The organism is Larkinella insperata, assembly GCF_026248825.1.
Classification (GTDB): domain Bacteria; phylum Bacteroidota; class Bacteroidia; order Cytophagales; family Spirosomataceae; genus Larkinella; species Larkinella insperata.
Map to the genome: position 1 here is coordinate 4,722,993 of NZ_CP110973.1, position 12,366 is coordinate 4,735,358.

The 12,366-nt window shown below is 56.9% G+C and carries 11 protein-coding genes; 5 read left to right on the forward strand and 6 right to left on the reverse strand.

Going from position 1 to position 12,366, the window contains the following annotated elements:
* Window positions 1-143 precede the first annotated feature (143 nt).
* Genes OQ371_RS19180 through OQ371_RS19190 form a run of 3 tightly spaced genes read right to left on the reverse strand, consistent with a single transcriptional unit; the run spans window position 144 to window position 1,977 of the window.
* The gene (locus OQ371_RS19180; RefSeq protein ID WP_265989893.1) at window positions 144-1,079 is read right to left on the reverse strand and encodes an NAD(P)/FAD-dependent oxidoreductase; all 936 of its coding nucleotides are present in this window, start codon (window positions 1,077-1,079) and stop codon (window positions 144-146) included.
* Window positions 1,080-1,103: 24 nt separating this feature from the next.
* Window positions 1,104-1,565: a hypothetical protein gene (locus tag OQ371_RS19185; RefSeq protein ID WP_265989894.1), complete on the reverse strand. Its 462-nt coding sequence runs from the start codon at window positions 1,563-1,565 to the stop codon at window positions 1,104-1,106.
* A gap of 34 nt (window positions 1,566-1,599) precedes the next feature.
* Window positions 1,600-1,977 (reverse strand): MerC domain-containing protein, encoded by a 378-nt coding sequence (locus OQ371_RS19190; RefSeq protein WP_265989896.1) that lies wholly within the window; start codon window positions 1,975-1,977, stop codon window positions 1,600-1,602.
* A 204-nt stretch (window positions 1,978-2,181) separates the two neighbouring features.
* Here OQ371_RS19190 and OQ371_RS19195 point away from each other — a divergent pair, with 204 nt between their 5' ends.
* From OQ371_RS19195 to OQ371_RS19205, 3 genes are all read left to right on the forward strand, one after another.
* Window positions 2,182-2,796 carry an HAD family hydrolase gene (locus OQ371_RS19195; RefSeq protein WP_265989897.1) on the forward strand — a complete coding sequence of 205 codons (615 nt, stop codon included), beginning with the start codon at window positions 2,182-2,184 and terminating at the stop codon, window positions 2,794-2,796.
* Window positions 2,797-2,832: 36 nt separating this feature from the next.
* Entirely contained in the window at window positions 2,833-4,917 is a 2,085-nt protein-coding gene (locus OQ371_RS19200; protein WP_265989898.1) for a CehA/McbA family metallohydrolase domain-containing protein, read from the forward strand.
* Between the two features lie 75 nt (window positions 4,918-4,992).
* Window positions 4,993-6,741: an alpha-L-rhamnosidase-related protein gene (locus OQ371_RS19205; RefSeq protein WP_265989900.1), complete on the forward strand. Its 1,749-nt coding sequence runs from the start codon at window positions 4,993-4,995 to the stop codon at window positions 6,739-6,741.
* 64 nt (window positions 6,742-6,805) lie between these two features.
* Here the strand turns inward: OQ371_RS19205 and OQ371_RS19210 are convergent, their stop codons facing one another.
* Window positions 6,806-7,369, reverse strand: coding sequence for a hypothetical protein (locus tag OQ371_RS19210; RefSeq protein ID WP_265989902.1), 564 nt, complete (start codon window positions 7,367-7,369; stop codon window positions 6,806-6,808).
* 295 nt (window positions 7,370-7,664) lie between these two features.
* On the reverse strand, window positions 7,665-8,918 hold the full coding sequence (gene cypC, locus OQ371_RS19215) for a CYP152 family fatty-acid peroxygenase CypC (RefSeq protein WP_265989903.1): 1,254 nt from the start codon (window positions 8,916-8,918) through the stop codon (window positions 7,665-7,667).
* 362 nt (window positions 8,919-9,280) lie between these two features.
* Here cypC and OQ371_RS19220 point away from each other — a divergent pair, with 362 nt between their 5' ends.
* Both OQ371_RS19220 and OQ371_RS19225 read left to right on the forward strand, forming a co-directional pair.
* A complete protein-coding gene (locus tag OQ371_RS19220; RefSeq protein WP_265989905.1) occupies window positions 9,281-10,060 on the forward strand; it encodes a phytanoyl-CoA dioxygenase family protein in 780 nt (259 codons plus the stop codon).
* Between the two features lie 289 nt (window positions 10,061-10,349).
* A complete protein-coding gene (locus tag OQ371_RS19225; protein WP_265989907.1) occupies window positions 10,350-11,447 on the forward strand; it encodes a spore photoproduct lyase family protein in 1,098 nt (365 codons plus the stop codon).
* Between the two features lie 7 nt (window positions 11,448-11,454).
* Here the strand turns inward: OQ371_RS19225 and OQ371_RS19230 are convergent, their stop codons facing one another.
* Entirely contained in the window at window positions 11,455-12,312 is an 858-nt protein-coding gene (locus OQ371_RS19230) for an FRG domain-containing protein (protein WP_265989908.1), read from the reverse strand.
* Window positions 12,313-12,366 lie beyond the last annotated feature (54 nt).

Here is a 12,366-nt window from a genome sequence, read left to right on the forward strand (position 1 = left end):
ACGGTTACGTGGGTGGATAAAGAAGTTGCCATTCCGGTAAAACAGGATCGGGGTCGGGCGGGAAACAGGGGTTGTTTCGAGCTTTAATTCCGGTGATGTTTTTCCAGAATGGCAACAGAAACCGCGTCAAGGGGCGCAACTATTTAGGCTGCTGGAATGGATATAGCCTCAAATTCTTCTTCAATCAGTTCGACGTTGATGCCGACGGCCGCTTTCATGCCGTTGTGAGCCGCGATGAGCACCTGCCGCATCATGGTGTGCGTATCGCCAGCCGCAAAAACACCGGCCACGCTTGTCTTCCCCGCTTCCCCCACGACGACCATCCCTTTTTCGTCCAGCTCACAACCCAGCTGTTCGGCCAGGTCGCACGTTTGCAGGAGGGTGGGGTGTGCATACAGGGCGTCGATCGGAAAGGCGGTTTCGTCGGCCAGCGTCAGGGCCTGCAAGTGGCCGTGCTGGTGCTGAAAAGCCACAATCGGCGTCTCAACAATCGAAATGCCGTGTTGGGTCAGTTGAGCGGTTTGCTCGTCGGTGAGCGTCGAAGGACCGTTGGTAAACAGGGTCAACCCCGGATTCCAGTGCTGAATCCGTTTTGCCATTTCGAAACCCGTGTGCCCGTTGCCCATGATGCCAACGGTTTTATTCCGAACTTCGTATCCGTGGCAATAGGGGCAGTGCAGAACCGAGATGCCCCAGCATTCGGCAAAACCGGGCAGGTCGGGCAGGATATCCTTCAACCCCGTGGCCAGCAAAATCCGGCGGGCCGTAACGGTTTCACCGGTATCGACGGTCACCGAAAAGCCGTCGGCCCGGCGCTCGGCCCGGGTGGCCGTTGCTTCCCGAAGCTGGACCGTCGGGTAGGCCAAAGCCTGCTGGCGGGCGATGGCGGCCAGCTGGGCGGGCGTCTCGCCGTCGCGGGTCAGAAAGCCGTGGGAGTGGGGCGTCTGGCGGTTGGCGGGTTGCCCGCTGTCCAGCACCAGCACCGTGCGCAGCGACCGTCCGAGCACCAAGGCGGCACTCAGTCCGGCGTAACTGCCGCCCACAATAATCACGTCGTAAGAAGGTGTTGATGAATTCATGAGATTTTTTAATTCAGGGTGTAACTACTGCCCCAGCGATTCCACCGGTTTGAGACTGGCTTCCGTGCGCTGCTGAATCTGGCGAATCTGGTCCCGGGCTTCCCGTTGCAGGTCACGCATCTGATCGGCGGGCAGGTCTTTCAGTGTCGCGTCGGTATGGTGGTGATGCTCGTGCTTCCCGTGTTCGTGGTGATGTTCGTGCGGCATCCCTGGCACTTCGACCCGGTTTGCTTCCCAGTCCTCGAACGCTTTTTTCAGGCTGTCTAGGCGGACTATCGTAGCCTTTGCCGCCGGTTGCGGCTGGTTTGCCAACCGCGTTTTCAGCGAATCAATCTGCTCGATCTGGGGCTCAACCATTTTCTGAATCTGCGTGGCCTCGTTATGGTATTGGGCGGCTTCTTCCAGCAGCGGATCTTTTTTGTCGTTGGATGAACAGGCCGTCAAAACCGTTGCGGCACAACTGATTAAAAGCAGGACACGAAACATGGGTTGGTTGTTTTGAAAAGTTTACTTGATGAGGCTATGGGTGTTGCGGATGGTGGTGGTGAGTGCGCAGGTTGAGAAGGTGCATGGCAATCAGACCCGCCGAGGCCGCATACGCCAGATACTCAAATGCTTCGTGCACATCTTCCAGCAACAGGCCGGCGGCAAACAGGCCCAGAAAGCTCCACAGACCCATTTTGACGAGCGGCTGGCTGGCCCGGCGGGCTGCAAAATAAACGGCAATAACGTTGATCACGATAAAAACGTAATCCAGACTGAGAAAGCCGATGCGCAGCGTCCGGTCGGCCAGCAGCGTCGACGATACCAGCAGAAAAGGGGTGATCAGGCAGTGGATGATGCAGAGGATGGAACCGGTAATGCCTATATAATCGGCTTTGCTGTAAGAAGTTGCCATAAGAATGCAAGATTTTGTTGAATACGAATGGAGTGCAAAAGTACCAAAAAAATGCTTAATGCAACTATGTTGCAAAAACTTTTTGCGCTACTTCCTGTGCTGAACAAAGCTGTTTTGCCCGAGAGAGCCGGGTGGTTAACTCGATATTTTTTAGGTTATTGGGGCCGGATTGAAAACCATTGAAATTTTACCTGATTGGATTACATGATTAATACCATCGTTTTTGACCTCGGAGCCGTTTTAATCGACTGGAATCCGCACTATCTCTACTCAAAGATTTTTCAGGAAGAAGAAATGCGCCACTTTCTGGCGACCGTCTGCACACCCGACTGGAACGAAGAACAGGACGGCGGACGCTCACTGGCCGAAGCCACGGAACTGCTCGTGGGCCAATATCCGGAACACGAAGAAAACATCCGGCACTTCTACGGCCGCTGGTCGGAGATGCTGGGCGGTGAAATCGCCGGGACGGTGGAAATTTTCCGGCAGCTCAAAGCCAGTGGGCGGTATAAACTGTACGCGCTGACCAACTGGTCGGCCGAAACGTTTCCGATTGCGCAGGAGCGATTTGAGTTTCTAACCTGGTTCGACGGCATTGTGATGTCCGGGGTCGAAAAAGACCGTAAGCCATTTCCGTCCTTCTACCAGACGCTTCTGAACCGGTATTCCGTCAAGGCGGATGAGGCCCTGTTTATTGATGATAACCTCCGAAACGTGAAAGCGGCCCAACAACTGGGCATCCACAGCATTCATTTTCACAGTCCGGAGCAGCTGAAAGAAGAACTGATTCGCTACGAAATTTCAGTAGAAAACCGGTAATGCCGTGTTTGCAGGATGTGATGTCATCTAAAAGCTATGTTCATAAATAAAAGCATCCTGCTACTCCTGATCCTGCTGAGTACGATGGCCCGGGCGCAAATCCGAGCCGATTTGTCGAAGATTCAGAAACACAACGGGGCCACGGTTGTCCAACAGGGAACCAATCTGGTCGTAAGCTGGCCCACACAGGGGCGGGAGCAAGCGCGTTTGGTGCTGAGTCTGGAGGGCCAGAAGCCGCTCTTCAACAGCCTGCAGGTAACCCAGGGCGGCAAGTTTCAGGAAGTGGCCAAAGCCCTCGATCCGGCGTTTGTGCTGACCGTCGGCAAGCGGGACCTGGTTTCCCAGAACGGCTGGAACATTTTTTTCGACAAAACCAACCGACTGCCGCACAAATCCTACGCCGTGGGGCTCAGCAAACGGAAGGCCAGCGCCCAGACGGTCGGTACGCGCACCGTCGTCCGGATTTCGGAGGTAGAAGCTGCCACGTTCCGCGGGGACCTGGAAATTACGGTGTATAACGGCAGCCCGCTGTTCAACGTGGCCGCCGTGATGGCAACCGACGTGGATTCAACGGCCATTCTGTACGACGCCGGAATGGTGACCCGCGAACCCGTCTGGAAAACGATTGCCTGGTCGGATACGGAAGACAAACTCCAGCAGACTCCGGCCCGGCTGGACGAGCCCAACAAAGCGCAGGCCGTCAAATACCGCACCATCATGGGCGTGGGAGAGCGGGGCAGTCTGGCGGTTTTTCCGGCGCCCCACCAGTATTTTTACCCGCTGGACGAAGCGTTTAACCTCGATTTTACGTGGTACGGTACCGGTTACCGGAGCCTGGTTCCGCAATACGGCATCGGCATTCGGCAGGATTTGATGGGCGACCGGCGCTGGGTGCCGTGGGTCAATGCGCCCCCCCAAACCCAGCAGCGGCTTAATTTCTTTTGCCTGCTGAGTCCCGGCGATCCGGCCCAGGCGTTGGGGGAAGTCAAGAAGTTTACGCACAACGACAAGTACCCGACTCTGCCGGGCTACAAGACGATGTCGAGCCACTTTCACAACGAATTTATCATGAGCGTGGTGCTGGCGGGCAAGCCGATTCCGGAAAAACCGGCGTTTGTCGATGTGTTTAAAAATTCGGGCGTGGACATTGTACACCTGGCGGAATTCCACGGCCCCGGCCACCCGAAAGGGCCGGATAGCTTGCGGCTGCGGGAACTAAAAGCCTTATTTGAGCAGTGCGAGCGGCTTTCGACGAAGGATTTTCTCCTGCTGCCCGGCGAAGAACCCAACAACTTTTTTGGCGGTCACTGGCTGGAGTTCTTCCCCAAACCGGTCTATTGGATTATGTCCCGCAAGCCGGAAATGCCGTTTGTGACGGACGACCCGCAGTACGGAAAGGTGTACCGGATTGCCGACAAGAACGACATGCTGAAATTACTGCAACAGGAAAATGGCCTGGCCTGGACGGCCCACGCCCGCACCAAAGGCTCAACTGGCTACCCGGATAAATACAAAGAAGAGGAATTTTTCAAGTCGGATCACTTTTTCGGCGCGGCCTGGAAAAACATCCCCGCTGATCTGTCGGAGCCCCGGCTGAGTCGCCGGGTGCTGGACTTGATGGACGACATGGCCAACTGGGGGCATAAAAAGCACGTCATCGCGGAAACCGATATTTTCACGATGGAACCGGAAAACGAAACCTACGCCCACCTGAACGTCAACTACCTGCAGCTGGACAAACTGCCGGATTTCAAACAGGGCTGGCAGCCGGTGCTGGACGTGATGAAGCAAGGCAAATTCTTTGTCTCGACCGGCGAGGTGCTGTTTCCGGCGTTTTCGGTGAACGGAAAGGGAGCGGGCGAAACCGTCCGGCTGCCGGGTGACGGCAAAACCACCATCGTGCTGGACGTCAACTGGACCTTCCCGCTGACGTTCGCGGAAATCATTTCCGGCGACGGCAAAAACGTGTTCCGCGAGCGCATTGACCTGACCAAAACCCGGCCGTTCGGCAAGCAGCAATTTACCTTTAATACCCAACTGAAAGGCCGTAAATGGGTGCGCGTCGAGGTTTGGGATGCCGCCGTCAACGGGGCCTTTACGCAGCAGGTCTGGCTCGAATAAAAAGCGGATGGTTTCGCCAACCGCGCCTGAAAGTGAATAATACCACCAAAATCCTATACCGAACCCTTTTTCACCATGAAGTTTGTTTTCCTCGTTGTTGGTCTGTGCGCCGGTTTCGCCGGAATGGCCCAGGCCCAGCTTCCTCCCATTTTTGAAGCATCCCGCGCCAAAGAAGCGCAGACCGAAGCCACGGTTCGGCGGTATTTGTCGCCCGTCAAGATTCTGTGGCAGACCGGCACGATTCAGAACGCTGAGCGGCTGTTGAAGGTGGGCAACGGGCAGGCCGACCTGTCGGGACAAAATATGTGTTCGCTCAAGAGCGACGCCAGCGGCAAGCCCAGTCTGCTGCTCGATTTCGGGCGGGAACTGCATGGCGGTTTGCAGATCGTGACCGGCCAGTGGCGGGAAAGCAAACCGATCACCGTCCGGATCCGGTTCGGAGAGTCGGCCAGCGAAGCGATGGCGGACATTGAACCGAAGCAGAACGCGACCAACGACCACGCCATCCGGGATATGACCGTGCAGGTACCGTGGCTGGGCAAACTCGAAATTGGCAACACGGGTTTTCGCTTCGTCCGGATTGATCTGGTGGACGGTAATACCGAATTGCTGCTGAAGGAGTTGCGGGCTATTTTCGTGTTCCGCGATATCCCGTATCTGGGTTCGTTCCGGAGCAGTGACGAAACGCTGAACAAAATCTGGGCCACCGGGGCCTACACCGTGCACCTGAACATGCAGGACTACCTCTGGGACGGAATCAAGCGCGACCGGCTGGTGTGGGTGGGCGATATGCACCCCGAAGTGTCCACCATCAATGCCGTGTTTGGCGCCAACGAAGTGGTGCCGAAAAGCCTCGATCTGGCCCGCGACATTACGCCCCTGCCCGGCTGGATGAACGGCATCAGTACCTATTCGATGTGGTGGATTCTGATTCACAAAGACTGGTATTTGCACAACGGCAATCTGGCGTACCTGAAAGAACAGCAGCCGTATCTAGTGAAGCTGGTGGATTTGCTGATCGCGAAAATTGACGATAAAAACAGCGAGAAGCTGGACGGAACCCGGTTTCTGGACTGGCCATCGAGCGAAAACCCGAAAGGGATTCACGCGGGGTTGCAGTCGATGATGGTGTGGTCGCTGGGGGCTGCCGGTGACATCAGCCGCATCCTGAGCGACCCAACCACCGCCAAGAAGTGCGACGAAGCCGTGGCCCGGCTGAAGCAGTATGTTCCCGACCCGAACCAGTCCAAACAGGGGGCCGCGCTGCTGGCGCTCTCGGGCCTGACGCCCCCCGAAAAAGCCAACCGCGACGTGCTGGCCGTCAACGGTGCCCAGAACTTTTCGACCTTCTACGGCTACTACATGCTTCAGGCGCAGGCCAAAGCGGGCGACTACAAAGGCGCGCTGGCCAACATCCGCCAGTTCTGGGGCGGTATGTTGGAGCTGGGTGCGACGACCTTCTGGGAAGACTTCAATCTGGATTGGGTGAAAAACGCCGGGCGGATTGATGAGCTGGTGGCCGAGGGTAAAAAAGATATTCACGGCGATTGCGGGGCCTACTGCTACATCGGTTTTCGGCACAGCCTGGCGCACGGCTGGGCGTCCGGTCCCACGCCCTGGCTGACGGAGCACGTGCTCGGCATCAAGGTGGTGGAGCCGGGGTGCAAAGCCATCAAAATTGAACCGCATCTGGAAGATCTGACCTTCGCCGAGGGCACGTTCCCAACGCCCTACGGTATTGTGAAAGTGAAGCACACCAAACTCGCCAGCGGGAAAGTTCAGACGGAGGTCAGCGGTCCGAAGCAGGTCCGGATTATTCGGTAAACCGGCTGATGGCCCACGGTCCGCCCACTTAGAGCCAGGCAAGCCGTAAAGGGCTGCTGCGTAATTAGCGGGTTTGCCGTTCCAGGTGTTTGACGCCAAAATACGTAAGAAGGCAGCAGATCAGCAGGCCGAGCAACGCAGGGACAACGGTGGCTGCTCCGGCCTGCCCGGCTTGCAGAATGCTCCAGCAAATTTTGCCAACTGCTATACTGAAAAGAACGGCCAACCCCAGGAGCACGCTCTTTTTCCAGAAGGCCATTCCCAGCGCTGCCATTGATACCGGCACCAGCAACGACAGGCAAATTTTGCCCAGATCCCAGGGGCCCCGCAGCCATTCCTGCTCAAATTGTAGAAACTGACGGACGGATTCATCGACAACCCGGGGTTTGGGGAACCAGAACGTGCTGGTTAGAAGAATGAAAACCGTTCCGGTAAGGCCCGCCCAACGGCGTTGGTAGGCAAAAAAACAGAACGGAATAAGAAACAGCGGGCGCAGGTACCAGCTTAGTTGGTTCTGGTGGCGTTCGAATACCCAGTGCAGAAAGTCTTCGTTGGTCAGGGTAACCAGGACCAGAATCAGCGTCAGAACGCCAAAAAAAGCGGCCAGCCGGCGGTCGTTTGTTTTCATGCCGTCTACGTGCGGAACAGGTGAATACTTGCCAGCCAACCATCGTCGGGTTGCTGACGGGCAAAGGTGGGCTTTACAGCGTGCGAAACCAATCGGAACCAGGTGAAGCGGCAGAAGAACCGGGTGAACCGGAAGGGAGGGCATGTGAAGGTGGGCGACACAGCTTTAGAAAAACAAGCTTTCGCGAACCATCCCGGTTTCGGTCAGGAGGATTCACGGAAGCTCGTAGAAAGAATCAGGTCTGGAAAACGGTCTGCGTGAAGGCCATCAGCCTTGCCCGGCAACCAGAATGCGCTTATTTTATTTCCCTGACCTGGGATAGGATGAATCCACTTCGGGGGTAGGTAGGCATACGGGACAGTTTAAACGATAAATCCTGGGGCGGCACGGTGTACTCCATGTGCCTGGTCAGGTAGTTCAGGGCTACGTTGAGGGCTTCGATGGTGACCCACTCGCCAGCGCACCGGTGATTTTTGTAATGATCTCCTCCGCCCTGCGGAATGAAGTTGTAAGCGCTGCCATCCCACTGCCGAAACCGGTTGGGCCAGAACTCCAGGGGTCGCTCCCAGGTGTCGGGGTGGCGGTTGGTGCCGTATACATCCAGCAACACCATCGCTCCTTTCGGAAAGTGCATGTTTCGCCAGTCGAAGGCGGAACGGACTTTGGCACCTAGAAACGGGGCAAACGGGTAATACCGGCGGACTTCCTGCACAAAAAGCTCGGTATCCTCGGCACTGCCGTTGCGTAGCACTTCCCGGCATTCCGGGTGTTTGTGCAGGGCCAGGGCCGCAAAAACGATGTAGTTGGCAATGGCCACAATCGGGCGAACGGTGTTGATCAGCTCGACGGCAGCCACCTGCGCATCCAGCGGCTTACCGTCCGGCTCGCGGTGCAGGGCCATGGCGTAGGCCGACGTTCCTTCCGGGACCGTAATCCGGCCTTCCCGAATGCCGAGGATGAGGCTCCGAATCCAGTCTTCGGTTTGATGGCGGGCTTTCCGGCCCCGAAGATGCCGCAGCCCCACCGCTCCGAAGGCATCCACCCGTTCCCAGAATTGCTGCGCCCGTTGTTTGACTTCTGATTCATTCAGCGGCACCCCCGCCCAGGCGCAGGCCGCCCGGCACAACAATTCCTTTACTTCGTCAAACAGAACAATTGGGCCCGTTGTGGCCGCCCATTTCCGGATGCCCACCTGCCAATGGTCGTGCATCAGGGCCGACAGTCGCTGGATGTTCTCTGGCGTCATGATGGACATAAACAATTCTTTCCGGCGCCGGTGGGCCGCGTCGTCCAGGGTCTGCACGCCATGTTCGCCGAACAGCGTTCGCTGGATGCGTTTGGGTATGGCTCCCTGGCGCACAAACCGTTCGGGATCATAAAAAATCCGGGAGGCTTCGGGGCCGCTCATGCAGACCACTTTCATAAACGGAACCGTGATCTCGAAAATGTCGGACTGAAAACGCCGACAGCGGTTGTAGATGAATGGGAAGCCTTCGCGAGCCAGGCCTACAGCGCTGCTCCAGGCACTGATGCGCGGGATATTTCTCATGGACATTGATCATTAACAGCCTAGTAGTTGAAGGCATAACCGCTGGTCTGTACGGCCGTTCAGGATACCCGGCGAAAACTGAGGATACGGGTAAAAAGCCGTGACGAAGCAGGACGGGATGCGAAGTCGGGCGGGGGCTTGACTTGCATGGGAGGTTTGGTTTATCTTTACCGGTATGAGAATGGCCGTAATGCTCTAAAATCCCGCCCGCTGTCGCCCCGACAGATGGCCTTTTCGAAGGCCCAATTTCCTATTGCTTTTCCGTCAGCCAACGCACCGTACCCGCTTCGGTGAGGATACCCTGTGTCCAACGGTCGCGTATTGTCGGAATTATCTTGTTTCATCCGCATTGCTTCCAACTCATGCACGACTTAACGAAAGACCAAATCAGTCAATTCATCCGGGATGGATTTGTCCGCATCGACCATGCTTTTCCTGCCGAAACCGCCCTCGAAGCTCGAACCATTCTCTGGCGCGACATGGACGCCGATCCCGACAACCCGGCCACCTGGACCCAACCGGTCGTCCGGCTGGGGATGTATTCGCAGGAACCGTTTGTGCGGGCGGCCAATACCGCCGTGTTGCACCGGGCTTTTGACCAGTTGGCCGGGCCGGGGCGCTGGCTTCCGTGCCGAAGTATGGGCACGTTTCCGGTGCGCTTTCCGTCCGCCGTCGATCCCGGTGATGCGGGCTGGCACGTTGATGCCAGCTTTCCGGGCGATGATCCGGCCGACTACTTTGCCTGGCGGGTCAACGTACGCTCCCGGGGGCGGGCGTTGCTCATGCTGTTTCTGTTTTCGGACGTGAGCGAACACGACGCGCCGACCCGGATTCGCGCCGGGTCGCACCGGGATGTGGCCCGGTTGCTGAAACCGGCCGGCGAAACCGGATTGTCGTTCCTGGAATTGGCCCAACAATTGGCGGAGCTGCCCGACCGACCCGAACAGCTGGCGACCGGGGCTGCGGGTACGGTTTATCTGTGCCATCCATTTCTGGTGCACGCGGCCCAGCCACACCGCGGGACGGAGCCCCGGTTTTTAGCCCAGCCACCCTTGCTGTTTAAGGGCGAAACCGCCATTGAGGGATCGGAGGGGCACTATTCACCGGTGGAAGAAGCCATTCGGCGGGCGCTGAGCGAGTAGCTGGTTCTCAAGGTCGTCGAGAGAATAGTCTGAAAAGGGGCGTTTAGCTTCGTACTTCTCTGAGTATCCTCTCTCTTAGTGACTTATAGCTGAGCCAGATTTGGGCCGGCAAGAAGCGTTTCGGGATCATTTTGGAATTAGTGAATTTATTTTGTAAAGTCCTGACAGTCAATTGTTTGTATCTATATAAAGTAGATGTGATGAGGAATTTTGTCCGACAGAAAGGTGTTATTTTAGTAGTCGGATCGGCCTGAAACCGGTTCTCATCCAACGACCTTACTTCATCATCATGCATACGCAATCGGAACTGCTTACCCCGTCGAAAACCGTTTCACTTCCCCTCCAGCATTCCGCCCGGCTCTGGCTGCCCAAGCGGGTGCTGTTCACGCCGGATGCCTTGCAGGAACCGTTTGGCCAGCAGGTCTACGAACGCGTTTCGGCGCTGGATTTGCCCATTGAAATTCTGAAAAATAACCGGCTGACCGGCCTGCGCGGAAAGGATGACCGTGAAACCTACCGGATTGCCAAGAACACGCTGGCAGTCGTTAAGGCACCACCCAGTTCATTGCGGCTGCAGCCCGTTCCGCCGTCCGCCGACTGGCAGATGAACCTCGCCGAGGGGTGTCCCGCCCATTGTCAGTACTGTTATCTGGCGGGCAGTTTGCAGGGGCCGCCGGTTACGCGCGTATTTGCCAACCTGCCCCAGTTGCTGGCCAATACCGCTTCGTACGAACAGCCCGGTAAAATCACCTCGTTTGAAGTGAGTTGCTATACGGATGTGATCGGGATTGAGCACCTGACGGGCAGTCTGGCCGAGTGCATTCGGTATTTTGGCAGTCGGCCCGACGCGCACCTGCGGTTTGTGAGCAAATACGATCAGGTGGAATCGCTGCTGGACCTGCCGCATAACCACCGGACGCGCGCCCGGATTAGTCTGAATGCCGACTTCATTGCCCGGCGGATGGAAGGGGGGACGGCTTCCGTGGATGCGCGGATGCAGGCGCTTCGGAAACTGGCCCTGCCGCGACCGCTGGGCGGGGGCGGTTACCCGGTTGGCGTGGTGCTGGCCCCGATCATGCCCATTACCAACTGGCGGGAACACTACACGGATTTGCTTGACCGGCTCGCGCAGGCGCTGGATTTCGACTGTGACCTGACCGTTGAGTTCATTACGCACCGCTTTACGCCGGGCAGCAAAACCGTTTTGCAGGAGTGGTACCCCAACACCAGCCTGGAAATGGAAGAGGCCGGGCGCGCCGAGAAACGCAACAAGTTTGGCGGCCTCAAGTACGTCTACCGGCCCGAAGACATGAAAGAACTCCGCTCGTTCTTCTACACCGAGTGGCGGAACCGGTTTCCCAACGCCCCCATTCTGTACTGGACATAAACCGTTCTTACGATGCATTGTGGGCGGGCTGGGTTTCCCGCTCCTGCCGGAAAGCCGCCTGGTGTTGGGGGTTCTGCGGGTCTAGCGTGGGGAAGTACTGACGACGGAGCCAGCTACTGAGCCCGTCCAGACCCGGGAACAACACCCGTTCGTTGATGTTGGCCTGATCGAGCTTGTCGCGAATTTCCCACTTGAGCGAATGGGGGATTACAATTTTACGGTAACAGTCCGGGTGGTTTTTCAGCCATTCGTCCAGGCTCAGCGTGGGCGAGGAGACCACCGAAAACAGGGCGTATTGGTTAACAATCCGTTCGTCCATGGAAGGCGGCTCAAAAAACAGGGCGTAGGCGGGTTCAGTGAGCTGATCGAACTCCCCAAGCGAGGTGACCGGACTCAGCATGTCAATCGTGAAAACATCGGCCCCCTCGGTGGTCAGGCTTTCGGCGAGTTGTTTCGGTAAATGGGCGTGGACTTTCTTGTAGTCCACGCACCACACCGCCCCGTCGCGGTCGTACTGGTCGATGCAGGCTGTCACGAAATGCAGGGCCACATACGGCGAAAAGGTCCAGTCCATGAGCCGGGTGGGCAGGCCGTGGTGCTGGGCAACCGATAACCAGTACCAGAACGAATCACTTTTATCCACAACCTGGTGGGCGTATTTCTTGAAATTCCGCAACAAATGTCCTTCCAGTTGGGCGTAATGATCACCCAGCCGCATCAGGGAGGTGTTCAGCGTATAGGAAGCATTCGACAAGCCCCGGAAGGCAAAAGGAGAACGGAATCGGTTTAGGGTCGGTGTCCAGGCATGCTCGTAAAGACAATCCATCAACTCATTCCAACTGCGGACGCTGGTATCACTCATCATCACTCGGTGCTTTTTCTGAGAAAACCCCGTACTAAAAAAAACGTTTGGATAGCA

Coding starts and splice junctions, on each gene's coding strand:
- OQ371_RS19225 (WP_265989907.1), top strand. CDS start 10,350: ATGCATACGCAATCGGAACTGCTTACCCCGTCGAAAACCGTTTCACTT.
- OQ371_RS19200 (WP_265989898.1), top strand. CDS start 2,833: ATGTTCATAAATAAAAGCATCCTGCTACTCCTGATCCTGCTGAGTACG.
- OQ371_RS19210 (WP_265989902.1), bottom strand. CDS start 7,369: ATGAAAACAAACGACCGCCGGCTGGCCGCTTTTTTTGGCGTTCTGACG.
- OQ371_RS19180 (WP_265989893.1), bottom strand. CDS start 1,079: ATGAATTCATCAACACCTTCTTACGACGTGATTATTGTGGGCGGCAGT.
- OQ371_RS19185 (WP_265989894.1), bottom strand. CDS start 1,565: ATGTTTCGTGTCCTGCTTTTAATCAGTTGTGCCGCAACGGTTTTGACG.
- cypC (WP_265989903.1), bottom strand. CDS start 8,918: ATGAGAAATATCCCGCGCATCAGTGCCTGGAGCAGCGCTGTAGGCCTG.
- OQ371_RS19220 (WP_265989905.1), top strand. CDS start 9,281: ATGCACGACTTAACGAAAGACCAAATCAGTCAATTCATCCGGGATGGA.
- OQ371_RS19190 (WP_265989896.1), bottom strand. CDS start 1,977: ATGGCAACTTCTTACAGCAAAGCCGATTATATAGGCATTACCGGTTCC.
- OQ371_RS19195 (WP_265989897.1), top strand. CDS start 2,182: ATGATTAATACCATCGTTTTTGACCTCGGAGCCGTTTTAATCGACTGG.
- OQ371_RS19230 (WP_265989908.1), bottom strand. CDS start 12,312: ATGATGAGTGATACCAGCGTCCGCAGTTGGAATGAGTTGATGGATTGT.
- OQ371_RS19205 (WP_265989900.1), top strand. CDS start 4,993: ATGAAGTTTGTTTTCCTCGTTGTTGGTCTGTGCGCCGGTTTCGCCGGA.